Below are 18,785 nucleotides of genomic sequence, written 5' to 3'. Positions count from 1 at the left end.
TGCCATTAGTTTAACACATCAGCTGTTCCTCGGCTATGAGATTTCACTATAGCCATTTTCATAACTAACGTTCATTTATCAACAACACAAGTCGCTTTTCTAGCATATGCCAACCGTACTCCCCTGTTTGCCTATGTCTTAGCTGTCCCTTTTTATCAAACAAGTAAAAGTTAGGAACCATTTGATTCTGATATTTTTTAGAAATGGTTAAATCATGATCTAAGAATATCGAATGATTTATACCGATAGCAGCAGCTGTAGATTGAACAATATTTGTATTAGCATCCTCTTGGAATCTTGGCATATGAACAGCGATTACATTAAAACGATCTCCGTATTTGCTTTTCCATAAGTTAATCACTGATGGAGCCCTTTTGCAGGCTTGACAGCTAACAGACCAAAAATAGACAAGAACAGGCTTTTCTCCCACTAGTTGTTCCTTTGACCATGCTCCGTTTAACCATATTGCCGAATTCGGAAACTCCGGTAACTCCTCTCTTAAACGCATTAAATTCTCTCCTTTTTCTGTCATCCATTGTTATAGTATGCAGTACAAAAACTATCGATTATTTCATTCAATAAAAAATGGAATAATTTTTTTTTGTAAAATCATTAAAAAGTTGTTAAAGTAAACTTAAAGTTATGTTAAAATAAACTTTGTTTTATGGAAAAGCTCTTTATTTCAAATAAGAGAAGGAGCGTAATTACATGCAAATAGGTAAAAAAATTAAGCAATTACGGTTGAAAAAAGGACTTACCCAAGAGGAGCTTGGAGAAAGGACAGATTTAAGTAAGGGATTTATTTCTCAGCTTGAACGTGACCTCAATTCTCCTTCTATTGAAACTCTTTTTTCCATCTTAAATGTTTTAGGTTGTAAGCCTAAGGATTTCTTTGATGATGAACACAGTAGAACAAAGGTTGTTTTTGAAAAAGAAGAACAAACCGTTAATGTAGATGAAGAAAAAAAGTATACACTGCACTGGCTTATCTCAGAATCCAATGAAAATGATATGGAGCCAGTACTTATTATTCTTGATAAAGGCGGGCAATTTAAAGAGTTCGAACCGTCCCTATCTCAAACATTCATATATGTTTTACACGGTCGCGTCCAGTTAACATTAGGCAAGCAGCACTACTTCGCATCAATAGGAGAATCCCTCTATTTTGAAGCATCTGATCACCATCTTTTACAAAATGCATCGGATGATATCGCGAAGGTTATTTATGTCGTCACCAATTCTTACTTATGAAAATGGAGGGTTATTATGTCAGAGACACCTATTATTCGCTTTGAAAACGTCACTAAATTTTATGATGAGGACACTACCGTACTTAGTAACATTAATTTTGAATTAGAACGCGGAAAATTTTATACGTTATTAGGACCATCAGGTTGTGGGAAAACAACTATTCTCCGCTTAATCGCAGGATTTATGCAGCCTTCAAGTGGGAGCATTTATTTTAATGGAAAACTAATCAACAATGTACCAGCCAACGAACGCCAAGTTAATACCGTATTTCAGGACTACGCTTTGTTTCCTCACTTAAATGTTTTTGAAAACGTAGCATTTGGTCTACGCATAAAAAAATTAGCAAAAAAAGATATAGAAGACAAAGTATTAGAAGCATTGAGATTTGTTAATTTAAGCGGTTATGAGTATAGAGAAATAGCAGAAATGTCTGGGGGACAAAGACAACGTGTTGCTATCGCCCGTGCAATAGTCAATGACCCTGAAATTATATTACTAGACGAGCCACTTTCAGCGCTTGACCTAAAGCTACGTTCAGAAATGCAGTACGAGCTTCGTGAGTTACAGCAACGTCTCGGAAAAACTTTTATCTTTGTTACGCATGACCAAGAAGAAGCACTTGCTATGTCCGATGAAATATTTGTATTGAATGCCGGAAATATTGAACAAAGTGGAACTCCTATGGATATTTATGATGAACCTATCAATCGCTTTGTTGCGGACTTTATCGGTGAATCTAATATTGTAGAAGGAACAATGGTCGCAGATTTCCGTGTGCATATTGGTGGTAAGGAATTTGAATGTGTGGACCAAGGGTTAAATCCAAATGAGAAGGTTGATATCGTTATTCGCCCAGAGGATTTAGAAATTACTGGAGTAGATAATGGGAAGATGAAAGTGAAAGTAGATACCCAACTATTTAGAGGCGTTCACTATGAGCTATCCACTTACGATGAAGAAGGAAATGAGTGGTTAGTTCATTCAACTAAAAAAGCAGCTGTAGGTGAAATGATTGGATTAGATTTCGATCCGGAGTCTATTCATGTTATGCGTCTAAATGAAACAGAAGAAGAATTTGACAAACGACTTGAGTCTTATGGGGAAGACGCTTATGGAAACTAAAAAAGCTAAAACGCTTTATCTGATACCCTACTATGCTTGGATACTATTCTTTGTCATAGCTCCAATAGCATTAATCGCTTATTATTCCTTCTTCGACTTAAGCGGAAGCTTTACATTAGAAAACTATAAGAACTTTTTTACTTCTGTATATTTAAAGTTAACACTTAGCTCTTTCTGGTACGCATTTTTAATTACCTTATTTTCTTTGCTCATTGCGTATCCAACAGCTTATCTTTTGACTAAAACAAAGCACAAACAATTATGGCTACTTTTAATCATTATTCCATCATGGATTAACCTTCTATTAAAAACATATGCGTTTATCGGGATCTTTGGTTTATATGGTCCAATCAATGCATTTTTAAATGTTTTTGGGATAGGTGAACAGCAAATACTATTTACTGATTTTAGTTTTATTTTTGTATCGGTGTACATTTTCATACCATTTATGATTCTCCCTATCTTTAACTCGCTCGATAAGTTAAATCCATCTCTGATAGATGCAAGTAGAGACTTAGGGGCTTCAAGCTGGACAACTTTTTCTAAGGTCATCTTTCCTTTAACTATTAATGGTGTAAAGGCCGGGATTCAAGCTGTATTCATCCCCTCCCTTTCATTATTTATGATTACTCGATTAATTGCAGGGAACAAAGTAATTACACTAGGTACTGCTATTGAACAACAGTTCCTTGTAACACAAAACTGGGGAATGGGTTCAACCATCGCCGTGTTTTTAATTATCTTTATGGTAATTGTCATGATCATTACCGGACAAAGAGAAAAGGGGGCCACTTCTAATGGAAAAAACAAGTAAGTCGGCAAAAATATTTTTAGCCCTGATCTTCGTTATTCTTTATGTACCTATTTTTTATTTGATATTCTATTCATTTAATAGCGGTGGTACGATGAATGACTTTGAGTCCTTTACTTGGGAGCACTATGCAGCAGTGTTTTCTGACACTCGTCTAATTATGATTCTTATCAACACTGTTATTGTGGCGTTACTATCTGCTTTAATTTCGACCGTAATAGGTGTTCTTGGCTCCTTAGGTATAGTTTATATTAGAAACAAATCCTTAAGGAACTCAATATTATCATTGAATAACGTATTGATTGTTAGCCCAGACGTTGTTATTGGTGCTTCCTTCTTGATCCTATTTACTATGGTTGGGGTTAAGTTAGGCTTTGCCTCAGTATTAATTTCTCATATTGCTTTTAGTATTCCAATCGTAGTCTTAATGGTATTGCCAAAACTTCAAGAAATGAACAGCTCGTTAATAGATGCAGCAGCCGATCTAGGCGCTACTAGAAGAGACATCTTAAGAAGAGTTATTATCCCTTTCATCAAACCGGGAATCTTTGCAGGATTCTTCCTAGCATTGACTTACTCATTAGATGACTTTGCAGTGACTTTCTTTGTCACTGGGAATGGTTTTAGTACATTATCAGTAGAGATTTATTCTATGGCTCGTGCCGGAATCACTCTAACGATTAATGCACTTTCAGGAATTATTTTCATCGTCACTTTATTGTTGGTAGTGGGCTATTACTTTATTAGCCAACGTGGCGGGAAAAACCCTACAGGAATGGGGGTAAGGAAATGAAAGATATTGTGAAAGCGTCAGCAGCAATTATTATTGTTTGTATAGGATTGTTTGTAGCGAATGACTACTTAGGGAAAAGCTCCGGCAATGCTGGTAGTGATACAGTTACTATTTACAACTGGGGTGAATATATAGATCCTGAGTTAATCGATCAATTCGAAGAAGAGTCTGGTTATCGTGTTGTCTATGAAACGTTCGATTCTAATGAAGCGATGATGACGAAAATTGAACAAGGTGGAACTTCCTATGACATAGCTGTACCTTCTGAGTATGCTATCGAAAAAATGAAGGAAAATGACTTACTTCTTCCAATTGATCAATCGAAAATCCCAAACATGGCAAATATAGATCCTTACTTTTTAGATTTATCCTTCGATCCTAAAAATGAATTTTCAGTTCCCTACTTTTGGGGAACAGTAGGAATCGTTTATAATCCTTCCCTTTTAGATGGCCAGTCATTTGAAAGTTGGGATGATTTGTGGGATTCTTCACTACAAGGCAAGGTCCTTTTAGTAGATGGAGCGCGTGAGGTAATCGGAATGGGGTTAAATAGCCTTGGCCATTCCTTAAACTCAACTGATGAAACTGAGCTTCAAGAGGCTTTAGAGAAACTTCAAAAGCTATCGCCTAATGTAAAGGCTATTATTGGTGATGAAGTAACACAGCTTATGGTAAACGAGGAAGCAGCCGTTGCGCTTACTTGGTCGGGACAAGCTGCTGATATGATGTGGGAAAATGAAGAACTAGATTACTCTGTTCCTGAAGAAGGTTCTAATCTATGGTTTGACAACATGGTAATCCCTAAAACCTCGGCAAACATCGAAGGCGCTCATGCATTTATCAACTTCATGTTAGATCCAGAGGTCGCTGCACAAAATGCAGATTATGTAGGGTACTCTACACCTAATACTGCAGCAATGGAGCTAATGGACGAAGAAGTCATAACAGACGAACGCTTCTATCCTTCCGAAGAAGCTCGAGACAATTTAGAAGTATACAATAACCTAGGACTTGAAATGTTAGGTGTTTATAACGAGTTGTTCTTGAAATTTAAAATGGGTTCAAAGTAAATTAGCAAATTAACATTTACCCTTTAATTAACTTAAATATTATTAAAAAATTATAGAGAGGATGGTCGCGACTCACGTCACGGCCATCCTCCTTTTGCCTTTCCAATGAAACCAGCAAAATTTTTTTTAGCTTAAACTACACCATAATTAGTACACCATATATGATTATAACTGCAAGCTGGCGGTGATGGCTTATCGCTCCCCCCCGCGAAAAGCGTTCGCCTAAAGCGAAAATCAGTCATCTATTATCCAAAATTTTACTGTAATTTTATTAATAGGATTGATCATATAACCATACAATATGTTCTTGAGGTAGTTTCTCCGTACTACTTTATCATTAATATATATGATTGTAGCGACAGGCGACGACTCCTGCGGGATTAGGGAGACAGATAAGACATCACAACCGACGCACAAGCGACGGGGATGGCTTATTGCTCCCCCCGCGGAAAGCGTTCGCCTAAAGTGAAAATTAGCCATGTATTATCAAGTTTTTCAAGAAGGTCGTAAGTGAAATTTTTTCGGGACACGAAGGTATGTATTATAGAGAAAATATGATATTATCGATAGATGATAATAGTATGAAAGAAAGCAGGAGCCATTATGACAGAAAAAAGAAATAAATTTGCATTATATATACTAATGTTCAATATGTTTATCGTAATGTCAGGGATAGGAATTGTTATCCCAGTAATGCCTTCATATTTGGAGACTTTTGGCGTCGCTGGGCAAGCATTAGGATTTATCATTGCTTCCTATGCTTTAGGACAATTTATATTTTCACCATTAGCTGGTGAACTATCCGATAAATACGGAAGAAAAAAATTAATCATTATTGGTTTGATCGTCTTCTCCTTATCACAATTATGGTTTGGTTTAGCCACAGACGAATGGATGCTCTATATTGCAAGGTTTATGGGGGGAGTTGGCGGAGCATTTTTAGTACCAGCTACTATGGCATTTGTCGCTGACTTAACAAGCCTTGAAGATCGTGGAAAAGGCATGGGCTACATTGGGGCTTCCATGTCATTAGGCTTTATGATAGGGCCGGCTATCGGAGGGTTTTTAGCAGGTGTAAGTTTATCCTTTCCATTTTACATGGCTGCAGTTGTATCTTTTCTTTCCGCAATAGTCTCCTTAGTTATCTTGCCTGACATTAAAAATGTAATTAGTGAACTAACACCTACTATTAAAAAACGTGAAAATATCCTTTCACAAATGAAAAGCTCTATATACACGCCTTACTTTATGATGTTATTTATCATTTTTGTTTTCTCATTTGGAATTGCTAACTTCCAATCAACCTTTTCATTGTATGTAGATCACAAATATGATTATAGTCCTCAACGAATCGCTGCTATTTTAACTGTGGGTGGATTTGTAGGGGTAGTTATCCAAACTGTTGTGATAGACCGACTCTTTAAACGCTTTGGCGAATTAAATGTTATTCTTGTTAACTTAGTGGTTGCGGCTGTATCATTAGTACTTTTCTTTTTAGTAGACTCTTTCTGGCTTATTTTATTTTTAGCAACTGCCTTCTCAATTGCTACAACATTGATTCGTCCAGCTGTAAATACAATTGTCTCTAAACTTGCTGGCAATGAACAAGGGTTTGCTGCTGGTATGAACAATGCGTATATGAGTTTAGGTAATATGATTGGTCCGGCTCTAGCAGGTATTTTATTTGATGTGAATATCAACATACCATTTGTAGTCGGTGCAGTAATCTTAATCTGTACTTGGATTATCACTCTTGTCTGGGTTAAAAAGAAAAATCCAGTCATTTTATAACATAAGCTATTTTAAAGCTCACAATAAAAGCGCAATGGAGGTACATCTCTTCCATTGCGCTTTTATCTATCTTTTTTTCTTTTCTCTCACAAGCTTTTCCATATTACTGGTCGTTTTTGTAGCGGGAGAAGTTGCTTCTTTTTTATTTTTTCTAAAAGGTGCTATAAGCTGTTTAAATCCAAATCTCCTAATTGTTATGTCTATAAAAAATAGGATGATTGCCGCCAAGATTAAAAACTGTCTTATAGGTTGCTTTTCCGAGCTAGTCATACCGATATCTCGAAATACCTCTGCTGGTTCACTTAAAAGTTCTCCATCAGTTCTACTAGTGATTAACTGAAGGTTTTGTACATTTGGCTGTTGAACCTTATATTCTTCACTGTAGGGAATGGATATCCCTGCTTGATAGAGGGCATCCTTTTCATTAGAAACTCGGAAAAATACTAGTCCCGGCTCGCTCTCAACCGTAACTCTGGATTTTCCAGGCGCCAATGGCTCTGAGGTTACAGCTAACTCTTCCCCTTTTTCATTAACTGCTGCCACCTCGATAAAGGATGAGCTTCCCGAAGGATCTGTCACCGTATAACTTCCATCGGTAGATTTTTGAATGGTAAAAGGTACCTCACTATAAGATGGAAGCATTCTAGAAATAGCTGTGTTCCAAAAATCACCCCAATTATTCCAACGTGCAAAATCTCCGCTCCAAGCACCCGTAGAATCAGAAGTGAAGGCAAGAGTTCTTCCTAAGCCATACATCCATTCAGCCAAAACTGGGTCTTCCTTCTCGCTCTGAGCTATTACATTTGCAGTTTGCTTGGCAGTAGTTGCTATATATGCATTCATCTGTGGAACACCATCAACGAACAGACTAGACCATGCAGGGTCTCCATAAATGGTAGGATAAAATGGGTTATCCTCTATATAGGTTCTAGAGATGATAGCTGTTTCAGTAGACATAATGGCAGGAATTGTAGATTCATCCTGTACTTCATAAAAAGTTCCCCCTCCCATTTCTGCAAGGCTTTCTAGCAAAGCACGGTCTGCATCCTGTCCAACGGCTACAGTTGAAACAGTAATATTATTCTCTTTTCCCTCTTCGATTAAAGTTTGATAGTCATTAGAGGAACTAGATTGACCATCTGTCAGTAAAATAATATGTTTTCGTTGTAGTTTTAATGGCTGTAACTGCTCATATGCTAGGGCAAGACTTGTATATATCTCAGTTCCTCCACCAGCACCTACAGACAAGATTTTTTCAACAGCTGCTTCTCTATCTTTAAGAGGCTCTGTCTCAATAATTTGCCATGGACGATCATCGAACGCTATGAAGCCTAAATGATCATCATCTCTAAGCATTTCTACCGAACGAGCAGCTGCCTCTTTCGCATATTCCATTTTCGAACCAGACATGCTTCCTGATCTATCCATTACAATAATAAGCCCTAATGAAGGTAATTGTTGCTTCCCTTTAACTTCCATCTCAACAGGTAATAACTTTTCGATTGGAGTTTTAAAATAACCACCTAATCCAAAGCTATTCTGCCCACCCACCATCATAAAGCCGGTACCAAAATTTTTAACTGCCTGCTCAATCACATTCATTTTTTGCTCGCCAACTATGTGTCCTGGCACGTTGTCAAAAATAATTGCATCATACGCAAGATAATTAGATAAATCATATGGAAGAGAGTTTGCGGTGATAACATCTGTTGTAATGGCTTCTTTGTCAATAACTAAAGGAATATTAGTAGAAGTATCCTCATTTGTAACAACCAGTAGCCTTGGAGAACTCTCTACATTAGTTACACTCGTAAGCTTATTATTTTCAATCAAGGCATCCCCCTGAACAATTACCTGTACTTCATATTTTAACAGACCCTCACCCTTGGAGGTGTTGCGGAAAGTATAACTATTAGATCCTTGCTCCAAGGCGACTTGCTCTCTACTTAGTAGTTGATCATTTTGATAAAGTAATAATTCGCCATTTGTAGCCTTAGTCGCTTGGAGTTCTACATTAAGCTGCTGTTGCTCTCCTTCGAAGGCTACAGGAGGTGTTTCAAAGGATGTAACAGCAACGTCCTCCGATGATACTCTCTCAAGCTGTACTACATCTACGGTTACATTACTGCCAGCTATTTTCATAAGCTCGTCTGCTATAGTTCCGCTAGTCTCAATTCCGTCTGTAAATAGAACAATTCTTGTTGCTTTGTTTGGTTCTATTATTCCGGTTGATAACTGTAACGCTCTAGCGATATCGGTGTTACCTGGTGATTTCATAGGACTAAAAACAGGAAGTTTTATTTCCTCATCAGTCAGGGGTATCTCCGTTTGAAAATCCTCTGCAAATGTATATACGCCTACTAAATGTCTATCTTTTCGAGAATCTAAGCTTGCTTCAATCCATTCACTTACCTGCTGATCAGTTCCTTGTACTGAAGCGGAACGGTCAATCAGAAAAACAATCTGTTCCTCTTTAATGGGCAGCAATAAATAAGGATTTGTAAGACCCAGCACTAAGCAAAATATAGCAAGCACTCGTATAAAGAAGACAGTCCTTCCCTCTTTCCTCAATATATTTCTGTCCTTTTTCCATGTCCAAACAAAATAAATGAGAATAGGTACTAATAATAGTAAAAGCAGTGGTTGATCAACTCGTAAATCCACGGCGTCTTTGCACCTCCCACTCGATAACAAACAACAATAATAATAAAACAATTAAAAATGGAACAATGGAATACTTTTCATAGTTCTCATCCTGCTGTTCTACTCCCAGTCCTCCAATAGAATATGAGGAACCTTTTATAATTTCTTTTTCTTTTTGAGATATTGCTACTGAAAAATATTTTTCTTTCTCACCAGAACGTATAACATATAAACCTGGTTTTCTAGGAGCAACAAATGCTCCTCCATTCTCAATAGAATATTCATAAGAATCGTCTAGCGTATAAATTTCCCACTCATTAGTAGCGCTACCTAAGGATTGTGGTTTTCTCTCATTCGGAGTGAAAGATCCTAAATAAGTATTACTATTAGATAGCTGCTCTTTCACACTCCACATAAACAATGGGAAAGAAGGACTTAACGGCCAATCTGTCATTTGTATATCGGAAAGTACAATAATATCTCCCCTTGGAGAGATCTGTATAAAGGGCTGCTCAGCAACTGTTGCTATCGTTTTATAGCCCTCCACACCCGGATATACGCTACTTACATAGATATCCGAAAGGTCAGCAAAGGAAAACAAAGGGTGATCATCCGTTTGAACAGTTCCATTAACCTCTACAGGATTTTCATCATTCCTTCCGATAAATAAGGCAGGTCTTTCTAATTGATCTACTAAGCTAAATTGATTAGTAACTAGAATTCCCTCCTCCTTCACTAGGCTTACCTGTTCAGCTGGTATACTACTCATGTCAACACCAAGTGATTGAAAGGCAGTGCGTACCAAAGTGTGAAGAGAGCTATCTATGAAAATCTTAGAGAGTTGATCATGCAAGAACACGGTCATCTCGTTATCCATGAGATAATCGTCTTCCACATCTATAGTTGCCTTCAGAAAAATTGCCTCCTGTAACTCATCAAAGGAAAGGGTGACTGTTTCACCCGCAGGCAATCTAACGGATTCTTTAACAAATTCACCTTCTCCATTTGACAAGGTTAAGGACACTGTTTGCTCTTCTCTATTTTGACTAGCTAATTGGATCAAGGCTGAAGTTCCATTTTTCATCTTGGTTGCCCCAAGGCGTTTGATAGATATGTTGGATACTTCCTTAGTTTGACCGATTACATTCCAGCTTACATTTTCATATTGTAACGGCAAGGTCTGACGATCTATCTGATCTGTAAACACATATACCGAAGTAGCTTTATTTTGAAAAAAGGATTGAGCAAAATCCAAAGTTTTTGAAAGATTCTCATCCTCATAAGTCACTTCTAACTTATTTATTACTCTTTTAATTTCATTGATATTCGTTTCCTGCCTTAAAGCTGCGACAGGTTCATTTCCCGTAGTAATAAGTGTCAATGGCTTTCCAGATAACTGTTCAACCAGATCGAGCATTTCCTGCTTATGTTTGTTAAATAAGATAGCGTCATCCACGTTAACCTCCATCGTGGCAGAAGTATCCACAATAAAGACAATTTGCTCACCAGCAAGTGCTTCTTTTTTCAAAAAAGGTTGAATAAGTGCAATTACGAGCAAAATCATTGCTAACATTTGTAAATAAAATAACGCATTACGTTGAAGATGCTGTAAATAAGGAGAGGCCTTTGTCTCTTTCATCACTTCATCCCAAAAAAGAGTTGAGGAGACAGATTGCTTTTTATATTTCTTTCGAAAAAAGTAATATAAAAGAACGGCAATCGGAAATATTACTGTCCATAAATATGGTAATTGACTAAAACCCATATATACTCACCTCATTGCACCCAATTTGCTCGTAGTAATTGATGAAATATTACATGAGAGATACCTTCATCTGCATTTACCTGTAGAAGTCTCACTCCGAATTTACTACAAATATTCTCTAAACCACGCTGATGTAACTGATGTTCTTGTTCGTATGTCTCTATTACTCTAGATGACATAGAAATATTTAATCGCTGAGAAGTTTCTACATCCTCTAGTTGAATATCTCCAGAATAAGACGGAACAAGTTCCTCATTTGTGACAACTTGTAAAATTCGTATATCTCCAGCAAAACGAGGTAGCTTTTGTATAAGAGATTTTAATGTTTCCAAGTCTTCTAGGCAATCTGTAATAAGGAATAATACCGTACTGTCTTTAGGTAGAAATGAGACGGCGTTTTTTGCAAAGGAGTCTGCCATGGTAGGCTCTTTTAAATCAGTTATTACTTGGGTAAATGCTTTCCGGTAGGTTGCTCCTTTTCTTCTAAAAGGTAAATTTTTATCATTAGTAACGGCAGCAAATGATAATCTGTCATCTCTTTGGAGTACAAGAATTCCTAAAGAAGCTGCTAACTGTCTTGCAAAATTCCACTTTAGAGGATCACCCATCGACTTAGATGAGTCTAATAAAATATGTACTCTCATTTCCTGCTCATCTAAAAAACGCTTAATAAAGTATTTATCTGTCCGAGCATACACATTCCAATCGATTTGGCGAACGTCATCTCCTGGTGTATATTCTCGGAAATCAGAGAAATCTAGAGAAGCACCAAATCTTTGCGAGCGATGAGACCCTTTATGTTGCCCGCGTAGTTTAGACTTGGTTGCTAAAGACAAGCGACTTAGCTTTCCGCTCCAATCCTTTGGGATTAAATATTCTTTACTCATACATTTTGTCCTTGCTTAACTGTTTGTAGAATAATTTCTATTAAGTCATCCGCGCTTTTACCTTCCGCTTCTCCCTCATAATTAAGCAGCAAACGATGCCTTAAAACTGGTTTTACCACTGTTTTAATATCTGCTATAGAAACATGATAGCGCCCTGCTACTAGGGCACGTGCTTTCGCCAATTTTATAAGGCTCTGTAAACCACGAGGTCCACTTCCATATTGAACATATTGCTGTACCTCTGAAACTACAGAAGATTCTGGGTGAGTGGCAGCGATAATATCTACCGCGTACTCCAACATATCATCAGCTATCAATACTTCCTTCACCATTTGCTGTGCTGTCACAATATCTTGTGCATTCATTATTTTACTCAACTCAATAATTTGGCTTCCAGTAGTTCGCTTAGAAATTTCCATTAACTCTTCCTTAGTTGGGTAAGAAACAATTATTTTACATAAAAATCTGTCCATTTGTGCTTCTGGTAAGGGATAAGTCCCTTCCATTTCTATTGGATTCTGAGTAGCTAACACAAAAAATGGTCTATCCATCTGCTTAGTTTCTCCAAGCACAGTTACTGTTTTCTCTCCCATTGCTTCTAAGAGAGCACTTTGAGTCTTAGGAGTAGCTCGGTTAATTTCATCAGCTAACACCATCTGACTAAATATTGGCCCCTTTTGAAAATTAAATTGCTGTTTTCCATTCTCTAATCGTTCAATCATGCTCGTACCTGTAATATCAGATGGCATTAAATCTGGCGTAAATTGAATACGTGAGAAAGAAAGGTCAAGCACTTCAGAAATGGTACGAATGAGCATAGTTTTACCTAGTCCAGGCAATCCCTCTAAAAGAGCATGACCATCTGCTAAAACACAATAAATTGAAAACTCTACTGCCTCTTTTTGGCCAACTATAAATTGACCAATCTCATGGCGCACTTCCTCTAATCGTTTACTCATATTCATATAGTCTTCAGTTGTTAACTCCATAGTTTCCTCCATTAATTATTATTTTCTACGGACGAGAAGTAATCCTGAACAATCCGCTGTAAATCAGAAGGTAGTTGCATTCGTTCTGAGCTTTTCAAATAGGAATCTGAATATTCATTAATAACTTCTTCATAAGGTTTGGCTGTGCCTCTAGTAGTTGGCGCCTCCGCTGGTTCTTCGCTAGAGAAATTTCCTTCACCAAGATTTCCACCATCTATAGTAGTTTCTCCAGTGCCCCCAATTCTTGATGGAATCGATAACAGATCTCTTCCTCCAGAACCTTTGCCAGCCCCCGTACCTTGGCCTTGACCTTGGCCCTGACCCTGACCCTGGCCCTGGCCTTGACCTTGACCTTGACCCTGACCCTGGCCTTGACCTTGACCCTGACCTTGGCCTTGACCCTGGCCTTGACCTTGACCCTGGCCTTGACCTTGCTGATTCTGACCTTGTTGGCCTTGTTGACCTTGCTGATTCTGACCTTGTTGGCCTTGTTGACCTTGTTGCCCTTGTTGATTATTAGAACTAGTATTAGGACTGTTATTATTAGAATTCTGATTACCTTGTGCTACATTATTTGATGAAAACGGAAGCTTTTTACCCATTTTGCTAAGAGTAGACTGCGCAGTGGCAGAACTTTGAGATAATGCGCTATTCGCTGTTTCCAAGGAAGCAAGTTCTTTCTGCTCTTTCTCTGACAAAGCTGAACTTTCTTTACCTTCATTGTTCGCTAATTCTTTCTTTTCCTCTAATTTTTGTTCCTTTAATGCAAGTTCCTTCTGTTTTTTTATTAATTCTCTAAGTGCTTCTTCGGCCAATTCAGTATTTTTCAGTTTCTCTTTTAATTCCTCTAAATCTTTTTTTACTGACTTAGCTAATTCTTTTTTCTCTAATTTTTCTACTTCCTTCTTAATGTCATTGATCACTTGCTTTTCTTGTTCAATGTCCTTTGCCTCTAACTGCGTGGTAGCAGGAAATGATGCTAATAAAAACACCACTGCAAGGGAGGTTAAAAAGCCTATGGACCACCTTGCCTGAAAATAATGCTTTTCTCTTTTTTTAAATTTATCCAAAGCTTCCTGGCCATTCTTTGCTGCTTTTTGCAAAACTCCATGAGCAAGTGGAGAATTATTATTTAAAAATGATACGGCAGTTAAAAGGACATTATCAGAAAAAAAAGAATCCAATTTATACAATGCTGTTTCTTTCGTAGGTCTCTTCCAAAAAGCTCTTCCTAAAAGAAGAAAAAATACAATACCCGCTAAAGACCAGGCATATATTGTGTAATAGGGAAAAACAAATAAGCGAGATACTAGTAGAATTACAGCAACAGAAAGAAAGGAGTAAAACAAAGCTCCTTGTAACATTTTAAAATAATGCTCTGTTGTAAGGCTGCGCTTTGCTCTTTTAATCCATAGCAATAATCTTTTTCTGCTCTCCATTTATTTTCCTCCTTACTTATATTTCTTCATATTAACCCGTAGTTTCTTTACTGCTATAAAGATTGTTAAAACCGTTAGCAAAACATAAAAAATTGCATATCCAGCCCAAATTGGAAAATCTATATTAGTGGTTTGGCTTATAAAGTCTGTTGAACTAGACATTGTTAAATTGATCATTAGTATAACTGGATTAATCGTTGCAAAAAAATGGGCAATGGGTTGAGGAGTCGTGGCCAATGCCCCAGTTGCCAAGCTATTCATTCCTGTAAGAACGAGATAAATGAAACCTGTTACCCCAGCTAGAAAAATCATCGTACCATATGTTGCAATCATCGATACAATCGTTTTTCGAATAATTGTAGAATACATAATCCCTATTCCACCGACCGCCAACATAGTTAAAAAGAAAAACAAAAATATTAGTCCGAGCTGCCCTGGTGAAACTCCACCGAATAGAAAAACAAAGCTATACACGGGTAAGCCCGCTACTAACAGTAACAGCAAGAATGCAATCGACGATGACAATTTACCCATAATAATTTGAAAAGAAGTTTGCGATGTTGTTAATAATATGTTCAATGTTTGCTTCTCACGCTCTGAACTGATAGCACCAGCCGTGAGACCCGGAGTGATAAAAAGTATCAAACCGAGCTGGATATATGTGAGCATTACAAACATGAAAAAGCTTTCCTCGGGTCTAAAATAACCTGTGCCCGTAAAAGAGGTCGTTAACAGGATAAAACCAAACACAAATATAGACATAGCAATAAGATAAAATAGGATTCCTGTGAAACTTTTTAGAGAGCGAAAACGTAATTTTATCTCTTTAATAAGCACTGGATTACTTAATGCTTGCTTCATCTTATTTCGCCCCCTTTGTAATTTCCATAAAGACATCCTCTAAATCTGTCTCTGTTTCTGCAAATGATATAACCTTTATTTCCTGTTCCACTGCCTTTTTAAGCAGACTAATTTGATCTTCCTCTGTACCTCTATAGTTGAAGGTAACTATATTTTTAACTGGGTCAGTCTCTACTTTAGAAGCAAAAGGATCCTCTTCAAAGAAAGTTGTAGCAATTTCAAGCAAACCTTTTACTTTGACGGTTATATGCCTTTCGCCAGCAAGTTGTGCTTGAATTTCTGACACCGAACCATGAGCAATCAATCGGCCTCCGTCAATGACTCCAATCTCGTCACACATTTCTGCAAGCTCTGGCAATATATGAGAGGAGATTAAGATGGTTTTCCCCATATCCTTTAACTGTCTTAATATGTCTCTCATTTCGATTCTAGCTCTCGGATCTAGACCAGAGGCTGGCTCATCTAAGATTAAAACCTTTGGATCATGTATCAATGCTCTTGCTAAGCATAGGCGTTGTTTCATACCTCTAGAAAGAAGATCTACATATTCGTATCTTTTATGTGTTAGGTTGACTAACTCTAATAATTGAGGAATTAGAACCGCTCTCTCTGCTTCCGTTATACCATAAGAAGCTCCATAGAAGTCCAAATATTCATTTGCCTTTAGTTGGTCGTATACACCAAAAAAGTCTGGCATATATCCAATCTGTTTTCGAACCTCATGTGGCTCTGTTTTAACACTTTTACCATTCACTAGCGCATCACCAGAGGTTGGCTGTAGTAGTGTTGCTAATATGGAGAAGGTGGTAGATTTACCAGCTCCATTTGCTCCAACAAATCCAAAAACTGTTCCCTCTTGTAAAGTTAAATTTAAATCATTTAAAGCATAGAACGAGCCATACTTTTTAGTTAGTCCTTTAATCTCTATCATTACTTAACCTCCCCTTTAATACGTACCTCTGGAAGTCGTGTATATGGATCTCCATTATTGGAATCCTTAATTAATTTATAAATAATTTCTCCATCTTGATTGATATAATCTAATATATTTTCTTTTATTGTAAATCTACTTTCTTCAATAGGCTCATATATTTCTGTTTTATTATTTAATAACTCGATAGTATGGGAGTTTCGATCTGTATTAGCTATTTGTAATTGTGTGTAATTTACGCCTTCTACAGGAAGATTCTGAGGTAGTTTCCAGGACGTAATGTATTCACCGTCGTCTAAATACCACTCAAAATTACTATTCTCCACTGGTTCCATATATTTTCCAAAGGAAGTTGTTTCAACATTTACCATAAAGCTAGTTGCAGGTAGTGTAAACTCGCCTGTTAAAATTGTCTCTGCCTCAAAAGGTTGTATTAGTAAGTTTAGAGCAGACATTTCTACTTTTTTACCTTTAAGTTCAATTGGAACAATATTCTCCTCTACTAATGCAGTAATCGCTGGCTTACCACCAGTTTGTTCAATTAATTTGCTTGTAGAGTATAAGGATTGTTTACGTTGTGTCATTAAATCTTCTTGATTCATTGTATTTTGTCCCCAATTACCACTAGTATTAATAAAAGGATTAGAGGTTGGGCTTAACATTACGGATCCTAAGTCTTTGTCGACTTGCATTTGTTCTCCAGGTTTTAGGTCTCCTAGCACAATTAGCTTTGAACCGGACCAAATCGAAACTTCTTTAAGAGAAAATGGAAAATCATTAGTTAAAGTACCGGTTATTTTACTGGCTTCCACTTTAAGGTCAGAAGCTAGTTGCCCTGCATTTGGAATATAGGTTTCTCCATAAAAAGAAGATACGGACCAATACCCTAGATCCCTGAATGTAAGATCTGAACTGTTGGAGCTTTTTTCTAGAATAACATTTTCATGTATATTAGTAGGATTCCCTGTAAAGGAATTAAAACTTCGTTGTGCGACCATAGAAGTTGAATTTGGTGAAGTAAAAGAGAATTCTCCACCCTTATTGCTTAAAATCGATTCGGCGTAATAGCCATTTAAACTACCGTCTTCATTAACATATAAGAAAGAGGATTGTTGCACTTGAGGTCGAGCGATGCGATCCTTTGCACCATAGCCAAATATCCCAGCAGAAGTTAAAATAGCGATCAATGGAATAATTCCCCAAGCATATTCTCTTTTATCCTTCCGTTTCAAGATAAAGTAAAGAAGTGGACCGACTAGAAGCATATAAATAATTACAATACCAATCATCAGTGGCGTCGAAACTTTAAAAGAAGCAAACAATGAATTTGTCTCTCCAATTTCATAGACTAGCTGATCCTTTAGATTGTTTCCATACATATAATTAGTTGCCTGCGTATTTACAGGCTGCAGCACTGCTTTTATTAGCTCTTTATAAACATCATCTTTTGCAAGAGGTGCATCCCCTAAGGAAAAGGTTGTTTGAATAATGGCTCCACTACCTAGTGATTTTTTAGCAGCTATCAATGTCCCATCTAAGTTGATTAAGGGCTGCCCTCCATCTGTTAATGTTGCATCGTGTAGAGTAAGATCTTGTGATAGTAATTTACCACCTGTTATAGTACTAATTTTTTCAGGTGAAAGATTTTTTGTGACTCCTTGTAAATTTAATGGAAGATGTTGCGATAGTAATCCAAGCTCAGCCGATGTATTTTCAGAAGCTCCAATAAGGATATATCCCCCAGAACTCACATATTCTATAAGCGCATTCTGCTGAACTTCTGAAAGATCCGCAAGGACAAATTCATCAATAACTATATAATCCGCCATTTGCCAGGCTACACCCTCTGATGGAAAAATAAAGTTATTTAGTTGACCTAAATGAATTACTTGAGCATTCGATTGCTTTAACTGATTTAAAACAGTTAAACGGTCGGCACTGTTAGTTAGTGTCATGTAAAATATAGAAGAAGGATCCATCATGTTAGCTTTAAGATTTTTAGAACCTTTATAATCAATTGACTTTCCTTTTTCCCAGCCACCTTCATAAAAATGAACAAGTTGAATATTGGAGCCTGAGTATAAGTAATCATCGCTTAAACCAGAAGAAGCTATTTGGATTGTTTTTGTTTCTCCAGCCCCTATTTCAAATGGTATAGCTTGACCATTACCTAAATTATAAGACTCGAACATATCCAGCACGATATCCCCAGAAAAGGGGTCACCTGAATTTTCCACAGTAATGGTTATAGGTAGTCCTTCCCCATACTTTGCCTTTCCGTCAAAGCCAAGATTAATCTTGACCTGTAAGCTTGGAGCTGCTGAGGCATCTGATGGATTTATACTAAAAATGATAAAAAGTGCGATGATGGCCAAAGCAAACTTGCGTATCTGCATATTTTTTCCCTCCTATTATGTATATATTTTAGTACG

15 protein-coding genes are annotated in these 18,785 nt (G+C 37.2%); 6 read left to right on the top strand and 9 right to left on the bottom strand.

Going from position 1 to position 18,785, the window contains the following annotated elements; genetic code table 11:
* Positions 1 to 64 precede the first annotated feature (64 nt).
* On the bottom strand, positions 65 to 508 hold the full coding sequence (locus ACQKNZ_RS05630) for a TlpA disulfide reductase family protein (RefSeq protein WP_427658539.1): 444 nt from the start codon (positions 506 to 508) through the stop codon (positions 65 to 67).
* A 200-nt stretch (positions 509 to 708) separates the two neighbouring features.
* Between ACQKNZ_RS05630 and ACQKNZ_RS05625 the strand changes: the two genes are divergently transcribed.
* The 6 genes from ACQKNZ_RS05625 (at position 709) to ACQKNZ_RS05600 (ending at position 6,838) form a co-directional block, all read left to right on the top strand.
* Positions 709 to 1,251 carry a helix-turn-helix domain-containing protein gene (locus tag ACQKNZ_RS05625; protein WP_144537884.1) on the top strand — a complete coding sequence of 181 codons (543 nt, stop codon included), beginning with the start codon at positions 709 to 711 and terminating at the stop codon, positions 1,249 to 1,251.
* A 15-nt stretch (positions 1,252 to 1,266) separates the two neighbouring features.
* A complete protein-coding gene (locus tag ACQKNZ_RS05620; protein ID WP_144537882.1) occupies positions 1,267 to 2,373 on the top strand; it encodes an ABC transporter ATP-binding protein in 1,107 nt (368 codons plus the stop codon).
* Positions 2,363 to 3,187 carry an ABC transporter permease gene (locus ACQKNZ_RS05615; RefSeq protein WP_427658536.1) on the top strand — a complete coding sequence of 275 codons (825 nt, stop codon included), beginning with the start codon at positions 2,363 to 2,365 and terminating at the stop codon, positions 3,185 to 3,187. Before ACQKNZ_RS05620 ends, ACQKNZ_RS05615 begins: the two co-directional genes overlap by 11 nt.
* Positions 3,171 to 3,977, top strand: coding sequence for an ABC transporter permease (locus ACQKNZ_RS05610; protein ID WP_144537878.1), 807 nt, complete (start codon positions 3,171 to 3,173; stop codon positions 3,975 to 3,977). Before ACQKNZ_RS05615 ends, ACQKNZ_RS05610 begins: the two co-directional genes overlap by 17 nt.
* Positions 3,974 to 5,047 carry an ABC transporter substrate-binding protein gene (locus ACQKNZ_RS05605; RefSeq protein WP_427658534.1) on the top strand — a complete coding sequence of 358 codons (1,074 nt, stop codon included), beginning with the start codon at positions 3,974 to 3,976 and terminating at the stop codon, positions 5,045 to 5,047. Before ACQKNZ_RS05610 ends, ACQKNZ_RS05605 begins: the two co-directional genes overlap by 4 nt.
* 603 nt (positions 5,048 to 5,650) lie before the next feature.
* A complete protein-coding gene (locus ACQKNZ_RS05600) occupies positions 5,651 to 6,838 on the top strand; it encodes an MFS transporter (RefSeq protein WP_427658532.1) in 1,188 nt (395 codons plus the stop codon).
* Positions 6,839 to 6,904: 66 nt separating this feature from the next.
* Here ACQKNZ_RS05600 and ACQKNZ_RS05595 read toward each other — a convergent pair whose 3' ends face one another.
* Genes ACQKNZ_RS05595 through ACQKNZ_RS05560 form a run of 8 tightly spaced genes read right to left on the bottom strand, consistent with a single transcriptional unit; the run spans position 6,905 to position 18,749 of the window.
* On the bottom strand, positions 6,905 to 9,502 hold the full coding sequence (locus tag ACQKNZ_RS05595) for a VWA domain-containing protein (RefSeq protein WP_427658530.1): 2,598 nt from the start codon (positions 9,500 to 9,502) through the stop codon (positions 6,905 to 6,907).
* Positions 9,486 to 11,246 (bottom strand): vWA domain-containing protein, encoded by a 1,761-nt coding sequence (locus ACQKNZ_RS05590; RefSeq protein WP_427658528.1) that lies wholly within the window; start codon positions 11,244 to 11,246, stop codon positions 9,486 to 9,488. The genes ACQKNZ_RS05595 and ACQKNZ_RS05590 overlap by 17 nt, the downstream gene beginning before the upstream one ends.
* 11 nt (positions 11,247 to 11,257) lie before the next feature.
* Positions 11,258 to 12,133 carry a DUF58 domain-containing protein gene (locus ACQKNZ_RS05585; protein WP_144537868.1) on the bottom strand — a complete coding sequence of 292 codons (876 nt, stop codon included), beginning with the start codon at positions 12,131 to 12,133 and terminating at the stop codon, positions 11,258 to 11,260.
* A complete protein-coding gene (locus tag ACQKNZ_RS05580; RefSeq protein ID WP_144537866.1) occupies positions 12,130 to 13,122 on the bottom strand; it encodes an AAA family ATPase in 993 nt (330 codons plus the stop codon). Before ACQKNZ_RS05580 ends, ACQKNZ_RS05585 begins: the two co-directional genes overlap by 4 nt.
* Before the next feature lie 11 nt (positions 13,123 to 13,133).
* Positions 13,134 to 14,561: a hypothetical protein gene (locus ACQKNZ_RS05575; RefSeq protein ID WP_427658525.1), complete on the bottom strand. Its 1,428-nt coding sequence runs from the start codon at positions 14,559 to 14,561 to the stop codon at positions 13,134 to 13,136.
* A gap of 12 nt (positions 14,562 to 14,573) precedes the next feature.
* The gene (locus tag ACQKNZ_RS05570; RefSeq protein ID WP_151110697.1) at positions 14,574 to 15,422 is read right to left on the bottom strand and encodes an ABC transporter permease; all 849 of its coding nucleotides are present in this window, start codon (positions 15,420 to 15,422) and stop codon (positions 14,574 to 14,576) included.
* Between the two features lies 1 nt (position 15,423).
* Positions 15,424 to 16,353 carry an ATP-binding cassette domain-containing protein gene (locus tag ACQKNZ_RS05565; RefSeq protein ID WP_427658523.1) on the bottom strand — a complete coding sequence of 310 codons (930 nt, stop codon included), beginning with the start codon at positions 16,351 to 16,353 and terminating at the stop codon, positions 15,424 to 15,426.
* On the bottom strand, positions 16,353 to 18,749 hold the full coding sequence (locus tag ACQKNZ_RS05560; protein ID WP_427658521.1) for a hypothetical protein: 2,397 nt from the start codon (positions 18,747 to 18,749) through the stop codon (positions 16,353 to 16,355). The genes ACQKNZ_RS05565 and ACQKNZ_RS05560 overlap by 1 nt, the downstream gene beginning before the upstream one ends.
* Between the last annotated feature and the right edge of the window lie 36 nt (positions 18,750 to 18,785).

Source organism: Psychrobacillus sp. NPDC093200, from assembly GCF_050280345.1.
Lineage (GTDB): Bacteria > Bacillota > Bacilli > Bacillales_A > Planococcaceae > Psychrobacillus > Psychrobacillus faecigallinarum.
Note: the sequence above shows the minus strand (reverse complement) of the source record. Positions and strands in the feature narration are given on the sequence as shown.

Bases quoted from the DNA above. Each gene is read 5' to 3' on its own strand.
- ACQKNZ_RS05630 (WP_427658539.1), bottom strand. From the start codon at position 508: ATGCGTTTAAGAGAGGAGTTACCGGAGTTTCCGAATTCGGCAATATGG.
- ACQKNZ_RS05625 (WP_144537884.1), top strand. From the start codon at position 709: ATGCAAATAGGTAAAAAAATTAAGCAATTACGGTTGAAAAAAGGACTT.
- ACQKNZ_RS05620 (WP_144537882.1), top strand. From the start codon at position 1,267: ATGTCAGAGACACCTATTATTCGCTTTGAAAACGTCACTAAATTTTAT.
- ACQKNZ_RS05615 (WP_427658536.1), top strand. From the start codon at position 2,363: ATGGAAACTAAAAAAGCTAAAACGCTTTATCTGATACCCTACTATGCT.
- ACQKNZ_RS05610 (WP_144537878.1), top strand. From the start codon at position 3,171: ATGGAAAAAACAAGTAAGTCGGCAAAAATATTTTTAGCCCTGATCTTC.
- ACQKNZ_RS05605 (WP_427658534.1), top strand. From the start codon at position 3,974: ATGAAAGATATTGTGAAAGCGTCAGCAGCAATTATTATTGTTTGTATA.
- ACQKNZ_RS05600 (WP_427658532.1), top strand. From the start codon at position 5,651: ATGACAGAAAAAAGAAATAAATTTGCATTATATATACTAATGTTCAAT.
- ACQKNZ_RS05590 (WP_427658528.1), bottom strand. From the start codon at position 11,246: ATGGGTTTTAGTCAATTACCATATTTATGGACAGTAATATTTCCGATT.
- ACQKNZ_RS05585 (WP_144537868.1), bottom strand. From the start codon at position 12,133: ATGAGTAAAGAATATTTAATCCCAAAGGATTGGAGCGGAAAGCTAAGT.
- ACQKNZ_RS05580 (WP_144537866.1), bottom strand. From the start codon at position 13,122: ATGGAGTTAACAACTGAAGACTATATGAATATGAGTAAACGATTAGAG.
- ACQKNZ_RS05575 (WP_427658525.1), bottom strand. From the start codon at position 14,561: ATGGAGAGCAGAAAAAGATTATTGCTATGGATTAAAAGAGCAAAGCGC.
- ACQKNZ_RS05570 (WP_151110697.1), bottom strand. From the start codon at position 15,422: ATGAAGCAAGCATTAAGTAATCCAGTGCTTATTAAAGAGATAAAATTA.
- ACQKNZ_RS05565 (WP_427658523.1), bottom strand. From the start codon at position 16,353: ATGATAGAGATTAAAGGACTAACTAAAAAGTATGGCTCGTTCTATGCT.
- ACQKNZ_RS05560 (WP_427658521.1), bottom strand. From the start codon at position 18,749: ATGCAGATACGCAAGTTTGCTTTGGCCATCATCGCACTTTTTATCATT.